Consider the following 17716-nt stretch of genomic DNA (forward strand, 5'->3'; position numbering starts at 1 on the left):
TTTGCAATGTCAATTAACCTAGCGGGCGAGCTCCCATGATTCCGGTTCCGACACGCACGATATCCGTTCCAGATGCAATCGCCGCCTCCAAATCTGCGCTCATTCCGGCTGACATTTTTAAAGCCCGTCCGAGCTTCGCCGCGACCTCGTCGGTCAGCGCCCTTACCCGAGCGAATACCTCCGCAGGCTCGCTCTCCAGTGGAGGAACCACCATGAATCCCTGCAGCTGCACATTCTCCAGCTCTTCAACGACATCCACCAGAGCGGGGACGTCCTCCAGCGGGCATCCGCCGCGTGCGGTGTCGCCATCGGCGGAAACCTGAATGAATGCCGGAAGGGCGTCCTCGCGTTGCCCGCGTTCTTGGGCAAGCGCCACTCCTCGGTCCAGCGCCCGGGCAAGCTTTTCTGAGTCAAGGGAGTGCACGCTGTGCGCCCAGCGGGCGACGTGGTTCGCCTTTTTGGTTTGAATCTGGCCGATCATGTGGAAGCGAATCTCGGGCAGCGCCTCTGCTTTGGCGCGCGCCTCCTGCTCACGGTTTTCTGCTACATCCGCAATTCCCAGCTCCCCCAGCAGCGCGATGTCCTCTGCCGGGTGAAATTTCGTCACCGGCAGCAGCTGTGGCACGGGACGGTCATACGTGGCGGCAAAACGTCGAATCTCAGCGCGGGTGCGCTCCAACCCGGCCCGTAGTTCTTCGCGACGCTCAGCGGGGTCCTTGCTAGTCATTTAATCCTCCAACCAAATCACACCGGCTTGACGCCCGGTGACGCCCTCGCGGCGATAAGAAAAGAAATCAGTGTCTTCGATCGTGCAGCGTGGATCCGACTCAATGGCCGTAACCCCCATCCCCATCAGCTGGCGAATCAGGCCGGCGCGCACGTCAACTCCCCACGTACCAGACGAGGTGCGAGTCTTGGAGCCGGGCAGGTGCTTCTCGACGTCGTCCGCCATCTCCTCCGGCACCTCATAGTTGCGCCCAGAAGCAGCAGGCCCCATAAGTACCTGGATCGACGCGGGAGTCGCCCCCAGCTCAACCATTGCGTTCACGGTGTTCCGGACGATTCCGTTGCGTGCGCCAAGGCGCCCGGCGTGGGCGGCGGCGATGACGCCCGCGGAGACGTCGACAAGCAGCACCGGTGTGCAATCAGCAACGAGCACGCCTAACCCCAAGCGCTTTTCGGTGGTTACTACGGCATCGGTGGCGGGGACGGGTTCGCGGACACCGCGGCGTTCGGCCCCCACCACCGTGACCGTGTTGGTGTGGAGCTGTTCCATCCACACGATGTCTTCTAGACCAGTCACCCGCAGAAGCCGCTGGCGATTGGCGGTCACGGCCTCGGGGTCATCACCAACGTGATCACCCAAGTTGAAAGAGTTATAAGGGGACGACGACGCCCCGCCGGCACGGCTGGTGAAAACCATGCGGACGGGGCGTTGTGCTACGTGTGCTTCCTCGTTTACTGGCATGCACTCCAGAGTAGCGGGCTGGGACTAACGCATGAAGGACGGCACGTCGAGATCGTCGTCGCCGTCATCATCGAAGTCGCGGCCACGGCGCTCAGCGGGGCGCGAGAGGCGGTACTCGTCATCGGCGCCGCGGCGGTACTCCTCACCGCGGAAGCGGTCCGAGGTGGTAAACAGCCCGCTGGACGGGGCCGGCTCGGCCGGCTGCTCGCGCTCGTAGGAGTGGCGCGGGGTGTACTCCTCGCGCTCGATACGCTGGGCGTCGACACGCTGCGGCTCAGCGCGGGTGTAGTCCCCACGCGGGGCCTCAGCGCGGGATGCGGCGGGGCTTTCCGCCTGTGCCTCGGCGCGGTTCTCAAAGAGGGAACCCGGGCGGGCAGCTGGGGTGGCCTGCTGGCCCGGCTGTGCAGCCTGACCGGGCTGTGCCGGCTGCGTAGTCATGTTGGCCTGGGCATCGAAGCCGGTGGCGATGATGGTGACGCGAACTTCATCACCGAGGTTGTCATCGATGATGGTGCCGAAGATGATGTTGGCGTCTTCGTCGGCACGCTCCTCCACCATGGAAGCGGCTGCATTGACCTCGTGGAGACCCAGGTCGGAGCCACCGGCGATGGACAGTAGAACGCCCTTGGCGCCTTCCATGGTCGACTCCAACAGCGGAGAGTTGATGGCCTGCTCGGCGGCGTTGAGCGCGCGGTTGTCCCCACGAGCGAAGCCGATACCCATGAGGGCGGAGCCGGCATCGGACATAACGGAGCGAACGTCCGCAAAGTCGACGTTGATCATGCCAGGAATGGTGATGAGGTTGGTAATACCCTGAACACCATTGTGCAGAACTTCATCGGCGGCGCGGAAGGCCTCGACGATGGACAGCTCCTCGCCGCCCAGCTGCATGAGGCGGTCATTCGGAATAACGATGAGGGTATCGCAGACCTCGCGCAGCTCTTCGATGCCAGCCATGGCCTGACGGGTACGGCGCGCGCCCTCAAACTTGAATGGGCGGGTAACGACGCCAACGGTCAGCGCACCCATCTTCTTCGCGATGGACGCCACGACGGGGGCCGCGCCGGTGCCGGTTCCGCCGCCCTCGCCGGCCGTCACGAAGACCATATCGGAGCCTTGGAGGGCGTCTTCGATTTCGGTCTTGTGATCCTCCGCGGAGGTCTTGCCCACCTCCGGGTTGGCGCCGGCGCCGAGGCCGCGGGTGGCCTCGCGGCCGATGTCGAGCTTGGTGTCCGCATCGGAGAAAATCAGCGCCTGGGAATCGGTATTGATGGCGACGAACTGGACTCCCTTGAGCCCTTCTTCGATCATGCGGTTGACAGCGTTGACACCGCCGCCGCCGACGCCGACGACCTTGATGTCCGCGAGGTTGTTGCTAGATGAGATCATACGAGGGTCTCTTGCCTTTCGAATAAGCTTTTAATGTAAACGAGGAGGCGCCTCTTTTCGCGAGAGGCGGTTACATCCATCTTTAACGACAACGGGGTAATTTCGGCGCACATTTTGCCGCGTGTCGGTACCCTCAACCTCTACTTTAGGGTTGCTGACATGCGGTTTTCTTAACAAGCGCCACACCCGTCCCACTCGCGACGGACCTAGCGGCGAGTCACCAGCGACGGGTTGGAAATGTTCCAGGATTCACCCTCGAGTTTGAGCACATCCTCGAAAGCGATTGCCTTGTTCTTATTGTCCTCCGAGGCACCCCAAAAGATGGTCTTGTCGTCCTTGGTTCGGAACGTCAGCGAGTACCTATCCTTGACCTCGAGGGCCGATACCTTTTCCCGGATTGGAGCGGGAAGGGCCGCTACGGCATCGACGGCCGCTTGCATCTCCGGGGAACCGGAGTCGGTGTGCCCGGTGACTTCCACGGCTTCGGGCGGCGCCTCGGCTTCCACGAATTCCTTGCCGTGGTTATCTACTAGAACGGTGCTGTCACCGTCGCGCACGAAAGCCACTGCCTCATGCTCGACGATTTCAATGTGCACCGTCGAGGGAAAAGCCCGCGACACCGTTGCGCTTTCCACCCAGGGGATCTCCGCCACGCCCTGCGCGGCCTCGCGAGCGTCCAGGCGCGCAAGGTTCGCGCCCTTAGGCACGCCACTGGCCTGTTCCACATCCTCAGCCGTGACATGGTCATTTCCCACTACCTCGAAGGACTTCACCGTGAGGATCGGGAAAAGCCACACCGCTGCGGCAGCGATCACCGCTACGAGAAGGACCGCGCCCACCACGAGCGCTCCAGCCTTTTTAGACATTCGGTTCCTTCGGCTCCTCCGCCTGGTCCTTATTGCCCAGCTCGGACAGAATCTCGCCAGCCACGTAGGTAATCGTGCCCGCGCCGATGGTCAGGACGATATCGCCGGACTGCGCCAAGGAGATGACGTCGCTGGCGGCTTCAGAGAAATCGGGCTCGAAGATAACCGGCATGTCTTCCGGCATCTTGTCGGTGATGATGCGGGAGGTAATGCCTTCAACCGGTTGCTCGCGAGCACCGTAGATGTCGAGGACGACGGCGGCGTCGGCAAGCGCCAGCGCTTGGGCAAATTCGGCGTCGAATTTCATCGTCCGGGAGTACAGGTGCGGCTGGAAGCAGGCGATGACGCGCGCGCCCTCGCCCTCCGCATCCGCCTTTGCGCGGGCCGCACCGAGAACTGCGGCAACCTCCGTGGGGTGGTGCGCATAATCGTCGAAGACGCGGATGCCGCGCTCACTTCCGCGGTACTCAAAGCGACGGCGCACGCCCGTAAAGTCGGTTAAGCCCGCGGCGAGCTCCGCCGGATCCCCGCCAGCGAGCGCACCGGCCAACAGAGCAGCAGCCGAATTGAGCACCATGTGGTGGCCGGGAACGTGCAGGTCATAGCTCAGCTCCTGCGGTGCCTGGCCCGGCAGGGTCAGGCGAACGCGGACGTGCGCGCCGACGGCGGAGACGGTTTCTTCTAGGATCTCCGCTGCGAGGGGCACAGCCGAATCTTCACCTACCGCACTGTGTGCGCCGTATCCCAGCACCTGAATACCGCGCTCAGCGGCACGCTCACCGGTGGCGGCCGCCTGCGCATCCTCGAGGCAGACGACAAGGTAGCCGCCGTCGACAATGCGGTCGGCGAAGTCATCGAAGACCTGGTAGTAGCTCTCCGCGGTGCCGAAATAATCGAGGTGATCGGGCTCGATGTTCGTAATCACGGCCACGGATGGGCTGTAGCGCAAGAGCGAAGCATCGGACTCATCGGCCTCCGCCACGAAGGCATCGCCCGTACCGCCGTGTGCGTTCGTACCAGCACGGTTCAGCTGTCCACCGATAGCGAAGGAAGGATCCAGCCCCGCCTGTTGGAGCGCGGATACCGCCATGGACGTGGTCGAGGTCTTTCCATGGGTTCCGGCAAGCAGCACCTGGCGGTGGCCTTCCATCAACTCGGCCAATAGATCGGAACGGCGAATAACCGGAATACCGGCGGCGCGCGCGGCAGCGAGCTCAGGATTATCCTGCGGGATGGCGGCGAAGGAAGTCACGACAACCGTCGGCTTATCGCCGGCCATTTCAAGGTTCTCGGCCGCATGCCCAATGGCAATGTGCGCGCCCATTGTGCGGAGGACGTCAACAGCCGTCGATTTCTTAACGTCCGAGCCGGTGACGACCGCACCCCGGCTGACCAGGATGCGCGCGAGACCGGACATGCCGGAGCCTCCGATACCGACAAAGTGAACGCGGGACAGGTCCGTGGTGGAGGGGGTGTCAGTCATAGTGAAAAAATCCTTCTTTAATAAACCTGTACTGTGCGCCTAATCGCGGACGCCGGCGGCGACGCGTTGCGCGATGCGGTCAGCGATGACAGCCGCAACGTCGCCGGCCTCGCTGGCATCGGCAGCGGCACGCATGGCTGCCAGGGCCTCGGGGTGGTCAAGAATAGCGCGAACTTCTCTGATAAGGCGCTCCGAGGTCAACTCGGCGTCCGGAATCTGGACCGCGGCCCCCGCCTCCACCAATGCCCGCGAGTTCAGCGCTTGCTCGCCATTGCCGTGCGGCAGCGGCACGTAGAGCGCGGGTAGACCGGCGGCGGAAACCTCGGCCACGGTCATTGCACCGGAGCGGCACACCATGAGGTCAGCAACCGCGAGCGCGCCAGCCATGTCATCGATATAAGGCACCGCCGTGTAGTGTTCGCGCCCAGCCTGCGCCTCGTTCTTCTTGCCATAAGCATGCAGCACTTGAAAATCCCGGCACAGGTCTTCGAGTGCGCCGGCCACGGCAGTGTTGATGCTCACCGCGCCCTGCGAACCGCCGGTCACCACGATGGTCGGGCGATGTGCGTCCAGGTTCCAGTTCTGGCGAGCAGCTGCCGCCTTTGCGCCGTCGGGGTCCTCCCCCATGCCCGGCCGCACGGGGATGCCCAAGACATCCCCGGGCATCCCAGAACCTTCTTGCGCGTTAATGCCCGTGCCGCCCAAACGCACGCCTAACTTGTTCGCCATGCCGGCCAGGGCATTGGTTTCGAGAACGAAGAACGGAATGCCTAAGGACTTGGCCGCCAAATAGGCCGGGGCGGCGACATAGCCGCCGGTTCCAAACACAACGTTGGCCCCAACGTCTTTGAGCACCGCGCGGGTTTCCCGGACAGACTTGAGGACCCGCCACGGCAGCTTCGCGGCATCGGCGTTGACCTTGCGCGGGACCGGGACGGGAGTAATCATGCGCAAATCGACTCCGCGCTCCGGCACGATGTCGCGCTCTAAACCACGCGGGGTTCCCAATGCGGTCACCCGCGCGCCGTGGCGCAAGCGGAGCTCCTCCCCCACCGCGAGCGCGGGTTCAATGTGACCGGCAGTGCCGCCACCTGCGATAACGACGGAAATCGGCGTGTCATTCATGCTCTACACGCTACCAGCGCGGCCCCGCCCTACCGACGCTCGCCGCGCCGACGCTCTCGGCGGTACTCCCGCCGCTGCTCCTCACGCGGTACCTGCGCACGCGGCGAGCGCCCCGTCACAGCGCGGCCAAACCTTTCCTCGCGGCTGCGCTCCACCTGTCGTTGGGAGTGCTCGCGGCGCACGCGCTGAGGGTGCTTGCCCTGCGCGCGTTCGCGCGGGGCTCGGTGGGCTCCGCCGCGGCGCTCGTTGGGCGGCGTCGGCTCGGGGATGAAGAAAATGCGGTCGAAGAGCGGGCGGCCGAAGTTCTGCATCGCGGACACTTGGAGCGGCTCATGGCGCGCCACGTTGCACAGCAGACCCATCGAACCGATCGTAATCACCGCAGCCGTACCGCCCGCGGAAATCATCGGCAGCTGAATACCTGTCACCGGCAGCACGCCGATGACGTAGCCAATGTTGATGAATGCTTGCACGACAACACCGACCGCCAACGTGGCGGCCAGCAGGGACTGGAACTGATCCTGCGCGCGGGTTGCGGTACGCAACCCAAAATAGCCCAGCACGGCAAAAAGCCCGATGACCATGGCACCGCCCCATAGACCCAGTTCCTCGCCAATGATGGCGAAGACGAAGTCATTCTTCGCTTCTGGGAGGTAGAACCACTTAGCGCGCGATTGGCCGAGTCCCACGCCCCAGAAGCCGCCGTCGGCAAGCGAAAGGAAGCCCTGGTAAGCCTGGAAACCTGTACCTTGCGTGTCCTCAATGTTTCCGCGCAAGGCATCGAAGTAGGTGTGAAAGCGGTGCGAGCGGAAGCCACCGGCTAGGAAAACGGTGATCATGCCGATAGCGCCGAAGACACCGACGACGGTAGGAACGCGCCAATCCACGCCTGCGAAAACCAGGGTGAAGACGACGATGAGAGCAAAGGATACGCCCATGCCCAAGTCACCCTGGGCAACGATAAGTACGAACATGATGCCGGCGATGATGGAGTACATCATGAATGGATCCGTCAGACGCATCGAACGGTGCGTCTTATCCGCCAGGGCCGAGGCACCGTACATGCCCACAGCCACACGCGCGAACTCTGAAGGCTGGAAGGCCACGCCTCCCGGCAGCATGATCCATGACTGCGAACCGACCTCCGCGCGGCCAGTACCGATCCCGGGAACGAGGACGAGGATGAGAAGCAGGATGGACAGCCCCAAGAACCAGGGCACGAGCGCCCGCAGCGTGCGTGGTGACATGCGCAGGCCAATCCAGAACACAATGAGGCCGGCGACGACGAGCACGCACTGGCGTAGGGCGGCTGACCACGGGCTATCGCTTTCTGAAAGGGACGTCGCCATCGACGAGGAAAAGGCCATGAGCACGCCAATGCCAATGAGTGAAAAGATGGCAATACGCAGCACCAAGTAATCGAGCCCGGGATAAGCGCGCAGGCGCTCACGGAGATCACGCAGGTGGTGTCCCAGCGTGCGTGGTGGCTTCTGGGTGCTGGTGGCAGTCACGGCTTCTGGGTGCTCCTAGCTAGCGGGCGAGACGGCGGGCAGCGGCGGCAAAGATGTCGCCGCGCTGGCTCATTCCGGTGTACATGTCCAACGATGCCGCAGCGGGCGCCAAAAGTACGGTATCGCCGGCCTCGGCGTGTTGCACGGCGGCGGCAACTGCCTGCTCCATTGCTGCTTCTGGGTCGTGGCTATCCACGATGATGACGGGGACGTGCGGCGCTTCCTTTGCTAGGGCTTGGGCAAGCACATGCTTGTCGACGCCCACCAGAACCGCCGCCTTCAACCGCGCCGCGTGGGTGCACAGTAGGTCCGAAACGTCGGCGCCTTTGAGCTGACCGCCGGCGACCCACACCACGGAGTCGAGACCACGCATGGCTACCTCCGCGGCGTGCGGGTTCGTGGCCTTTGAATTATCGATATAGGTCACGCCAGAGTGGCGGTGAACGACCTCTCCGCGGTGCCCCGCCACCACATAGGAGGCGAGGCCTTCGGCGATGGACTCGGGGCGCGCACCGGCGAGACCGGCAACTGCAGACGCAGCGGCAGCGTCCAGCACCCCGGCTAAGCCGGCGGGCTGGATGGTGGTGACGTCCTCGACGACGGCGGCTTTCATCCCAGCGACCTCGTTCACCACGAGGCTTCCAGCGCTAACTCCCACCTCACCCGCAGCGGGCTCGGCGTGGCTAAAGGCAGTCGCTTCCGGAATCGAGGAAGCGAGAGCTACAACGTGCTCGTCATCTTTGCCGTAGACGGCGTGCTGCCCGCGCAGGATCTTGGCTTTGTCGGCGGCGTAGGCGTCGAAGGAACCGTGCCAATCCAGGTGGTCATCGGCGAGGTTGAGCAGCGCTCCCACCTCCGGGCGCAGCTGGGAGGACCAGTGCAGTTGGAAAGAGGACAGCTCCGCCACGAGGATGTCCACGCGGGGCTCAGCGGCCAGGGCATCAAAGGACGAGACGCCGATATTGCCTACCGCTAGTGCGCGCTGGTCGGAGCGCTGCTCGTCGGCAGCCATGATGGCGGCGAGCATGCCGGTCGTCGTGGTCTTGCCGTTCGTACCGGTTATCGCGAGCCAGCGGCGAGGGGCGCCGAAGACCTCTGCGCGGTCGAGGCGGTAAGCCAGCTCAACATCGCCGATGACCTCAAGTCCTTGGGAAGCGGCCGCGACGAGCAACGGCGAGTCGGGGCGCCATCCTGGTGAAGTCACGACGAGCGAGTACTCCGAAAGGTCGGCCGCAGCCGTGTCTACGGCAGCGACGCCCAGCTCGGAGGCGATGCGGTTGCGGGATTCCGCATTGCCGTCAGCCACCGTGAGGTCCACGCCTAAGCTGGCCAAGACCGCCGCGCAACCGCGACCAGATACGCCTGCGCCGGCGATAAGGACACGGCCGGAAAGAAATCCTGGACGCGTCATGCTCCAACTCCAATGCCCGCAGCGGTCAGCCAATCACCGTAGAAGATGGCGACGCCGGCCATAGCCGCCATGGCGGCCAGCAACCAGAAACGGACGACGACGGCTGTTTCTGCCCAGCCACCATTCTCGAAGTGGTGGTGGATCGGAGCCATACGGAAGAAACGCTTGCCGGTGGAGTGGAAGACCACGATTTGGATGACAACGGACACCGTCTCGATGACGAAGAGCGCGCCGATGATGATCATGAGCAGCTCGGTGCGGCTGGTGACGGAGATGCCGGCGACCAGACCACCCAGCGCCAGGGAGCCGGTGTCTCCCATGAAGATCTTTGCCGGGGCGGCGTTCCACCACAGGAATCCAAGGCAACCGCCCAAGCCCGCAGCCGCGAGTACGGCCAGATCGAGGGGATCGCGCACTTGGTAGCAACCAGCGGCGAAGTTGGTGGCACAGGAGTACCGGAATTGCCAGAAAGTCATCAGCGAGTAGGAGCCCATGACGATGGCCGTGACACCGGCCGCAAGCCCGTCGAGGCCATCGGTGAGGTTGACGGCGTTCGACCACGCCGCGATGAGGATGTACATGAAGATCAAGAACACGATGGTTCCGATCACGGTGCCGCCGACGGCGAGGTCAAAAGTCTTCAGGTCACGGATAAAGGACAGCTTCGTGGAGCCGGGGGTCAGGCCATCATCATTGGGGAAGCGCAGAACAAAGAAGCCGAAGAGCAGCGCCAGCACGAGCTGGCTGACGAGCTTTGCGGTCTTGTTGAGGCCGAGATTGCGGTGCCGGAAGAGCTTGATGAAGTCATCCGCAAACCCCACTGCGCCAAGTCCCAGCGTCAAACCAAGAACGAGGAGACCCGACGCGGTGAAGCCCTCATGCCCCGTCAGGAGCCCGTAGATGCTGGCAACGAGATAGGCCACAAGGATGCCGGCCAGGATGGCGAGTCCACCCATCGTCGGCGTACCGCGCTTGCGCAGGTGGGACTTGGGACCGTCTTCACGGATCTCCTGTCCGCGGCCAGTGTCGGAAAAGTACCGGATAAGAACCGGGGTGGTAAAGATCGCCACGAGGAAGCTAACCGCACCAGCGATGATGATCTGAGTCACGAGCTTGAAGTCCTTTCTAGCGGCTAGCTGTTGTTCAGCTGTTCCGCGACCAACCAAAGACGTTGGGCATTGGAGGCCTTAATCAAGACCACGTCCTTAACGCTACGGCTAGCCCAATCATCGACCCCTGCCGGGGCCACGCGCAGAATGCCGTCGACAGCCTTTGCAGCCGCCGCGGCATCGGCGCACACCACTGTATTTATACCCTGCTGCATGGCAGCCTTGGCCATTGCCCGGCAGTTGGGATTCTCCCCGACTGCTACTAAGTGCTCCACGTGGTATTTGGCCAAAATCTCACCGAGCTGGCGGTGAGATTTTTCCGCATCGCCGCCGAGTTCTCCCATCTCCCCCAGCACCGCGATGGCACGAGCATCGGGGCGCGCGGCGGCGGTATAGGCCAAGGCGGCGATCGCCGCGCGCATCGAGTCCGGGTTAGCGTTATAGGAGTCATCGATGACAGTGACGCCATCGCGGCGTGTACGCACGTCCATGCGGTGCTCGGAGGCGAGGCGATGCCCAGACAACGCAGCAGCCACGGTGGCGGCCGATACCCCGAGCTCGATCGCTGCGGCCGCAGCGGCAAGCGCGTTGGATACCTGGTGGGAGCCAAAGACCTGCAGCTTCACGGCAACGGGCTCCGCATCCGGGCTATGCAAGGTAAAGGAGGGACGGGCGACGTCATCGAGTTCGATATCGGTGGCGTAATACTGCGCTGCCGGTGCGCCTCCGCGGCGGTTTTCCGTGGAGTAGTACACCACCTTGGCCGCCGTGCGGGGAGCCATCGCAGCGACGAAAGGATCATCGGCGTTGAGAACGGCCACGCCGCCGTCTTCGGCCTTCGGCAGTGCTTCTACGAGTTCTCCTTTGGCCTTCGCGATGTTTTCACGCGACCCAAACTCACCAAGGTGTGCTGTGCCGACGTTGAGAACAACGCCGACGCGCGGCGCGGTGATGTTGGTCAGGTGCCGGATGTGTCCAATGCCGCGGGCCGACATCTCCGCCACGAGGTAGCGCGTGTGCTCATCGCAGCGCAGGGCCGTATAAGGCAGACCAATTTCATTGTTGAAGGAGCCTGGCGGGGCAACGGTCTCCCCCACCTCACGGAAGATAGTGGCTATCAGGTCTTTGGTGGACGTCTTTCCTGCCGAACCAGTAACGCCCACAATGGTGAGCTCCTGTTCGGCTGCAAGCCGCTGGGTTACTGCTCGGGCGAGCGCGGAGAGTGCTTCAACGACGGCCGCGGCGGAGCCATCGGCATCATTGGCATAAATGTCCGCATTGGCACCGTCGCCTTCGACGCGCCCGTGCGGCTCGACGACGATCGCCGGAACGCCCACCGGCCGCGCCGCCAAAACAGCCGCGGCCCCTTTGTCAATCGCGGTGTTGGCAAAGTCGTGCCCATCTACCCGAGCGCCGGGCAGCGCCACAAAGAGACCGCCCGGGGTGACCTTACGAGAATCGAATTCGACGAACCCAGTCACTCGGGTATCTGGATCGTTGACATTATCCAGGCGGCCGCCCGTGATCTGAGCGATCTCAGCGAGGCTTAACGCAATCATGCTTGCTCCTTGGATTCTTCGTTACTCAGGGTAGTCGCAGTGGCCATGGCATCAAGGGCGCGAGCCATCTCCTCGCGGTCATCGAAGTGATGAACGGTATCGCCAATCAACTGTCCTACCTCATGGCCCTTGCCGACGACGATGACAGCATCACCCGGCTGCGCCCACGTCACGACCTCATCGATGGCCTCGGCGCGGGAGCCAACTTCTCGAATATCGGCCGACGGGTTCGCCTCGCGGGCTCCCGCCAGCACGGCAGCGCGGATGGCGGCCGGGTCTTCGGTTCGGGGATTGTCGTCGGTGACGACAACAAGGTCGGCGCCATTCGCGGCCGCCGCGCCCATAAGCGGGCGCTTGGAAGAGTCACGGTCGCCACCTGCGCCAACGACGATGCCGATGCGGCCCGCGCTGCCGTCCAACTGCGTACGCAGGGTGTCCAGCACGGCCGCGATTGCAGCCGGCTTGTGTGCGTAGTCAACCACGGCGACAAAGTCTTGGCCGCGGTCGATGCGCTCCATGCGGCCTGGGACCGCCACCTTTTCGACTCCTTCGAGGAAAACTCGTGGCTCGACTCCCACAGCGGCGGCCATTCCCGTCGCGAGTGCCGCATTGGCAATGTTGAAGGTGCCCGGCATGGGCAGGCGGAATTCATAAGTACCGGCCTGCTCACCAGAGGCGACCTTGAGTTCCACCTGCTGTGCACCGGTGACCTCGGTGCTGAGCTGGCGGCCAGTGATATCAGCCTCGCGAGCCTCCGAACCCGTCGACACCTGAATCACCGGGCGTGCAGCTGCCCGCTGCGCCATGCGACGCCCCCATTCGTCATCGATGCAAATCACTGAACGGTCGGCGGCTTGGGGGCCGTCGAAAAGCATGGCCTTGGCCTCGAAATAGTCCTCCATTGTCGGGTGGAAGTCCAGGTGGTCCTGGCTCAGGTTGGTAAATCCGCCCACGTTGAAGTGTGTGCCTTGAACTCGCCCCAAGGAAAGCGCGTGGGAGGACACCTCCATCACGACGTGCGTGACACCCTCGGAAACCATTCGCGCAAAAAGCTCCTGCAAGGTCGGCGCCTCCGGAGTGGTCAGGGAGGTCGGGACCGGCTCGCGGTTGATGCGAGTGCCCGTCGTGCCGATGAGACCGACCGAATAGCCTGCGTGCAACAGCCCCGCCTCAAGGAGGTAACTCGTCGTAGTTTTACCGGAGGTGCCCGTCACGCCGAGGATGGTGAGCTTTTGCGTGGGATGGCCATAAATCTCGGCAGAGACGGTACCGAGGATGGCGCGGATATCCTCCACCACGAGAATCGGCCGCGACTCCCCTGCTTCGACGAGAATACGCTGGCCTTCGGCATCCGTGAGAATGGCAGCCGCAGCGGTATCTGCGGCGAACTTCGCGCCATGTACGCGTGTTCCAGGAAGCGCCGCGAACAGGCCACCGGGCGGCAGCGTCGCAGAATTCAATCCACAGACCCCCACGGTGATCGAGGCATCCCCGATCACCGTGCCCCCAGAAATCTCTGCTAGGCGCTCAAGGCTGGTGCTGCTTGTCACGATGCTTCCTCTTCTCTGTTCTTCTGTGCTCTAGGTGTATCTATCGGCGCTGTTGCTCTTACTCAGCACGCAAGGTCAGTTTCGGTGCTGGCGGGGAGGGCGGGATATTGTCGCGGTCTAGCAACCAGGATGCAATATCGCTGAATACGGGGGCCGCGGATTGACCGCCGGATCCGTCGTCGTTGACACCGGATTCAGGTTCATCAAGCATGACGGCGACGACGAAGCGGGGGTCGTCGGCAGGCGCAACGCCCGCAAACGTGATCCAGTACTTGGAATTGGAATAAGCCCCAGTTTCCTCATCGACTTTCTGCGCGGTACCGGTCTTGCCGGAGAGCTGATAGCCCTCGATATTGGCATTTCCGGCGGTACCGTTGTTAATGCCCTGCGGGTCATCCTGGAAAACGGCTCGGAACATATCCACGACTGTGCGCGCGGTTTCGGCGCTGACCACGCGGGTGGTCTCGGGCTCCTCCAGCTCTTCCTTCGTTCCGTCCGGCGCTGTAATCGAGTCAATGATGCGCGGCTCGATGCGCTCACCATCATTGGCCAGGGCCTGGTAAATAGATGCCAATTGCAAGGCGGTCCATGATTGGCCCTGGCCGATGGGCAGGTTAGCGAACGTTCCGCCCGACCACTGCGAGCGATCGGGAACAAGTCCCGGGGACTCGTTGGGCAGCTCGATGCCGGTCGTCTGGCCGAGGCCGAACTTCTTCAGGTAGTCGGCATACTTATCTTGTCCGAGTCGATCCGCCAACATCAGCGTTCCCACGTTCGATGACTTACCGAAGACGCCAGTCGTGGTGTAGGGCTCGACGCCGTGCGGCCAGGCATCGTTCACAGTCACGCCGGCCATGTCGATGGAACCGGGCACCTGCAGAACCTCATTGGGGTCAGTAAGACCCTCTTCAATGGCTGCTGCGGCGGTGATGATCTTTGCCACCGAGCCCGGCTCGAAGGGGTGCGAGACAGCAAGGTTATCGAAGGTCTTATCCTTGTCCAGCTGCTTTTCGATGTCCTTGTTCGGATCAACCGTTCCAGTATTTGCCATCGCCAAAACCTGGCCGGTAGCTGCGTCCAAGACGACTGCCTCGGCGCTCTTCGCCTTCGAGTTGGCCTTCGCCTTCTCCAGCTTTTGTTGCACGTAAGTCTGCAAGTCGAGATCCAGCGTCAGCGTCACGTTCTTGCCGTCGGTGGTGGGCACCTGATCGCGGAGAGTACCTGGGATGACCTGGCCGCTGGCGGAAACGTCTTCCGTCGAGCTGCCATCGATTCCCGTGAGTGTGGTATCTCCGGAAGCTTCGAAACCGAATTGTCCCTGGCCATCCATGGATACCTTGCCAATGACGTTCTCAGCGATCGATCCGTTGGGGTACTGGCGGATTTGCTGTTCATCGGCAGCCAGGCCGTGGTATTCCTCAGCGATGGCTACCGCGACATCCGGGTCGACGTTGCGCACGAGAACCTCGTACTGGGTATCGGCGCGGAGCTTATCCATGATCTGCTCCGAATCCACGTCCCCGGCGTCGATGCCCGCTTCCTTCAGCTTGTCCGGGATTCCCTTCGACATGTCGGTGAGCCTCTCAGTCACCTTGTCGTCGAGGTAGGTCTTCTTTGCGTCGGGCGCTAGGGACGCAAACTCGGCCTCGTCGGAGGCCTTCTGCTCTTCCTGTTCACGAAGCTCATCGCGCAGGCGGGTCGGTGACACAGTCAAGGACCGAGCGCGCATGGTGTAGGCCAAACGCTGGCCATCGCGAGCAAGAATCTCGCCACGCCCAGCGGTATCCACATAAACACGAGTTCGCTGTTCTGCGGCCTTCGCTGCCAAGTCTGGGCCCCACACGATCTGCACCCATGCGAGGCGCCCCATCCACGCCAGCATGACGACGAGTAGTACCGCCGCAATGACATGAACGCGACGGTGCATCGTCTTTTGCTGGCTCATAAACGGCTTGCCGGTACGCGGGTTTCGGGAACGGGTCGCGGGAACGACGCGGTCGGCGTCGTAACGCTGCCGTGGTTGGTGAGAGGTACCGCGCGGTTGGGCGGCACGGGCGGCGGAAACGCGCCTCGGGCGCCGGCCACCTGAGTGTGGTGGGGTCACACGTCACCTTTCTATCTGCAGCGAGGATGGGTATTTGAACAGCTAAACATCGTGCCCCACTGGTGCGGGGGTGGAGATGAACTCATCCCGAATTGTGCCCTATGATCGCCGCCCGTCCACGCAGGCACGCGCGGAGCGGGAAGGGATTCTACCCCCGAGCGGCGTAAGGAGCCTGAGCTGGGATGTCCGGCAGCTCTACGTTTCCTTCACCCGACTGACCTCCCTCGGAGTTGTCTCCCGAACGTGAATCATTCGGGGAAGAGCTCTCACGCTCGCCCTGCCTTCCGTTGAGATTCGGGCGGGCGTTCAGGTTGTCGGACATGTTGGCGGTCGCGTTCGGGTCACTGGAAGCCTGTCCCGGGCGGACCGGCTCGCCGTTGACATCGATGACCGATTCCATATCCGGAGTTGCCTCACGCTTTTGTTCCACGTTGCCGTCCGGACCGACTTCCACAACGCCCGGCTGGACCGGGATACCCATCTTGGCTTCGTGGGCACGGCGGGCAACATCGGAGGCGGAGCGAACATTTTCCAAGTCTCGGTTGAGAGTTTCTAGCTGGTTATCCAGCGTGGATTCCTGGGCGGTAAGCTCCTGAATCTTGAAAGTCTGGGACGTCGACAAGCCCGAAAGCCACATGGCCGCAGCCACACCAGCGATAAGTAGGCCGATGGCAATGAAGGACAGGCGGGCGAAAAGACCAGTGACCCGAGTGGGCTGCACAACACGGCGCCCACGATTACTCACTACCTGCTTCGACCCAAGGCGGTTTCCCCGCAGGCTGGTTGCACCCCGTCGTGAGGGCACTGTGCCGCGATGCGGAGTGCGGCTGGGCAGCGGCGTGGTACGGCGACCCCGCTCAAGCAGTGCGGTCCCCTGCCCCGAGACGTCGGCTCCAGTAGTGAAATCGCGGCTAGCGCCCATGGTGTGGGTCCTCTCGTGGTCGCGGCGGTCGGTTGCCTGTGCAGTGCGGTCTCTCAACGTCATGGCCTACCTCCCGGTTCATGAAAAGACGGGGTCCCTTCAAGACGCTCGAGAGCGCGCACCCGGACGGATGCCGCCCGCGGGTTCTCCGCAATCTCTTCCTTGCTCGCCTTCTCGGCCCCACGCGTCACAATGGAGTAGTGCGCCGCGGTGCCCGGGAGATCCATGGGCAGGCCCGCCGGTGTGGTCGAGGTGCTGAGTTTGGTGAAGGCATGCTTGACGATGCGATCTTCGAGCGACTGGTAGCTCATGAACACCGCGCGCCCACCAACGGACAGGGCATCCGTGATTACGGGGATAACCTGCTCAATCGCTTCAAGCTCGCGGTTGACCTCGACGCGCAAAGCCTGGAAGGTTCGCTTCGCAGGGTGGCCGCCGGTGCGGCGAGTTGCCGCCGGGATAGCGGCGTACAACAGCTCAACTAATCGCGCGGAATTGCTGAAAGGTTCCTTTTCCCTTTCTTTGAGCACAGCGGACGCAATCTTGCCGGCGAAGCGCTCATCACCATAAGTTTTGAGGATGCGGGCAAGCTCGCCGTGACTATACGTATTCAGAATGTCGGCGGCCGTCATTTCCTGGCGTGGGTCCATGCGCATATCCAGCGGCGCGTCGGTCTTGTACGCAAATCCGCGGTCGACCTGATCGAGCTGCATGGATGACACGCCAAGATCAAACAGCGCCCCGGCAATGCCGTGCTCCCGCGCGATAGAAAAGATTTCGTGCTCGCCCTGCGCAACGGCGCTTCCTACCTCGTCGAAACGCGCGTTGACGGCGACGAAGCGGTCAGCGAAGGGACTGAGACGGCGAGAAGCATTGCTCAAGGAGGCGGAGTCACGATCCACGCCAATGATGCGTGCGGCGGGAAAGCAGTTGAGGAAGTACTCGCTGTGGCCGCCGGCGCCGAGGGTGCCGTCGACAATCACTGCGTTCTCCCCTGCCGCTTCAACCGCTGGGGCGAGCAGCTGAGCCATGCGCGCACGCATGACGGGGACATGGCCATGGTTGTCATTCACGTCGTAGGTAATAGTGCCATTGCGGTCCACAGCTGCTGTCCCCCTTTCCGTTCAGGCGCCTGAGGCTGCTGTCTGATGTGGTCGATAAAAAATCGAGTGCGTATAGGGCCCTGTCCGAGGAAGGGTTCTGATGTCGGGGAAGTACA

Annotated in this window: 14 protein-coding genes; all 14 read right to left on the bottom strand. The window is 62.9% G+C overall.

What is annotated here, in order from left to right; genetic code table 11:
- Positions 1-13: 13 nt before the first annotated feature.
- The 14 genes from M5J06_RS05535 to rsmH all read right to left on the bottom strand — a co-directional run bounded on the left by M5J06_RS05535 (position 14) and on the right by rsmH (position 17600).
- The gene (locus M5J06_RS05535; RefSeq protein WP_070685306.1) at positions 14-727 is read right to left on the bottom strand and encodes a YggS family pyridoxal phosphate-dependent enzyme; all 714 of its coding nucleotides are present in this window, start codon (positions 725-727) and stop codon (positions 14-16) included.
- Positions 728-1468 (bottom strand): peptidoglycan editing factor PgeF, encoded by a 741-nt coding sequence (gene pgeF, locus M5J06_RS05540; protein ID WP_070533307.1) that lies wholly within the window; start codon positions 1466-1468, stop codon positions 728-730.
- 24 nt (positions 1469-1492) lie between these two features.
- Positions 1493-2857 (bottom strand): cell division protein FtsZ, encoded by a 1365-nt coding sequence (gene ftsZ / locus M5J06_RS05545; RefSeq protein WP_070533309.1) that lies wholly within the window; start codon positions 2855-2857, stop codon positions 1493-1495.
- A gap of 206 nt (positions 2858-3063) precedes the next feature.
- Positions 3064-3723, bottom strand: coding sequence for a cell division protein FtsQ/DivIB (locus M5J06_RS05550; protein WP_083306787.1), 660 nt, complete (start codon positions 3721-3723; stop codon positions 3064-3066).
- Entirely contained in the window at positions 3716-5206 is a 1491-nt protein-coding gene (gene murC / locus M5J06_RS05555) for a UDP-N-acetylmuramate--L-alanine ligase (protein WP_250224161.1), read from the bottom strand. The genes M5J06_RS05550 and murC overlap by 8 nt, the downstream gene beginning before the upstream one ends.
- A gap of 39 nt (positions 5207-5245) precedes the next feature.
- Positions 5246-6331 carry an undecaprenyldiphospho-muramoylpentapeptide beta-N-acetylglucosaminyltransferase gene (gene murG, locus M5J06_RS05560; protein ID WP_250224162.1) on the bottom strand — a complete coding sequence of 362 codons (1086 nt, stop codon included), beginning with the start codon at positions 6329-6331 and terminating at the stop codon, positions 5246-5248.
- A gap of 29 nt (positions 6332-6360) precedes the next feature.
- The gene (locus M5J06_RS05565; RefSeq protein ID WP_250224163.1) at positions 6361-7842 is read right to left on the bottom strand and encodes an FtsW/RodA/SpoVE family cell cycle protein; all 1482 of its coding nucleotides are present in this window, start codon (positions 7840-7842) and stop codon (positions 6361-6363) included.
- Between the two features lie 19 nt (positions 7843-7861).
- Positions 7862-9253: a UDP-N-acetylmuramoyl-L-alanine--D-glutamate ligase gene (murD, locus tag M5J06_RS05570; RefSeq protein ID WP_250224164.1), complete on the bottom strand. Its 1392-nt coding sequence runs from the start codon at positions 9251-9253 to the stop codon at positions 7862-7864.
- Positions 9250-10362 (bottom strand): phospho-N-acetylmuramoyl-pentapeptide-transferase, encoded by a 1113-nt coding sequence (mraY, locus tag M5J06_RS05575; protein ID WP_070519857.1) that lies wholly within the window; start codon positions 10360-10362, stop codon positions 9250-9252. Before mraY ends, murD begins: the two co-directional genes overlap by 4 nt.
- Before the next feature lie 23 nt (positions 10363-10385).
- Positions 10386-11921: a UDP-N-acetylmuramoyl-tripeptide--D-alanyl-D-alanine ligase gene (locus M5J06_RS05580; protein ID WP_250224165.1), complete on the bottom strand. Its 1536-nt coding sequence runs from the start codon at positions 11919-11921 to the stop codon at positions 10386-10388.
- A complete protein-coding gene (locus M5J06_RS05585; protein ID WP_250224166.1) occupies positions 11918-13471 on the bottom strand; it encodes a UDP-N-acetylmuramoyl-L-alanyl-D-glutamate--2,6-diaminopimelate ligase in 1554 nt (517 codons plus the stop codon). Before M5J06_RS05585 ends, M5J06_RS05580 begins: the two co-directional genes overlap by 4 nt.
- Positions 13472-13529: 58 nt before the next feature.
- On the bottom strand, positions 13530-15398 hold the full coding sequence (locus M5J06_RS05590; RefSeq protein WP_250224178.1) for a peptidoglycan D,D-transpeptidase FtsI family protein: 1869 nt from the start codon (positions 15396-15398) through the stop codon (positions 13530-13532).
- Positions 15399-15723: 325 nt separating this feature from the next.
- On the bottom strand, positions 15724-16560 hold the full coding sequence (gene ftsL / locus M5J06_RS05595) for a cell division protein FtsL (protein WP_070519849.1): 837 nt from the start codon (positions 16558-16560) through the stop codon (positions 15724-15726).
- On the bottom strand, positions 16557-17600 hold the full coding sequence (gene rsmH, locus M5J06_RS05600; protein ID WP_250224167.1) for a 16S rRNA (cytosine(1402)-N(4))-methyltransferase RsmH: 1044 nt from the start codon (positions 17598-17600) through the stop codon (positions 16557-16559). Before rsmH ends, ftsL begins: the two co-directional genes overlap by 4 nt.
- Positions 17601-17716: the final 116 nt, after the last annotated feature.

The sequence above is a fragment of the Corynebacterium intestinale genome (assembly GCF_023574125.1).
Lineage (GTDB): Bacteria > Actinomycetota > Actinomycetes > Mycobacteriales > Mycobacteriaceae > Corynebacterium > Corynebacterium hesseae.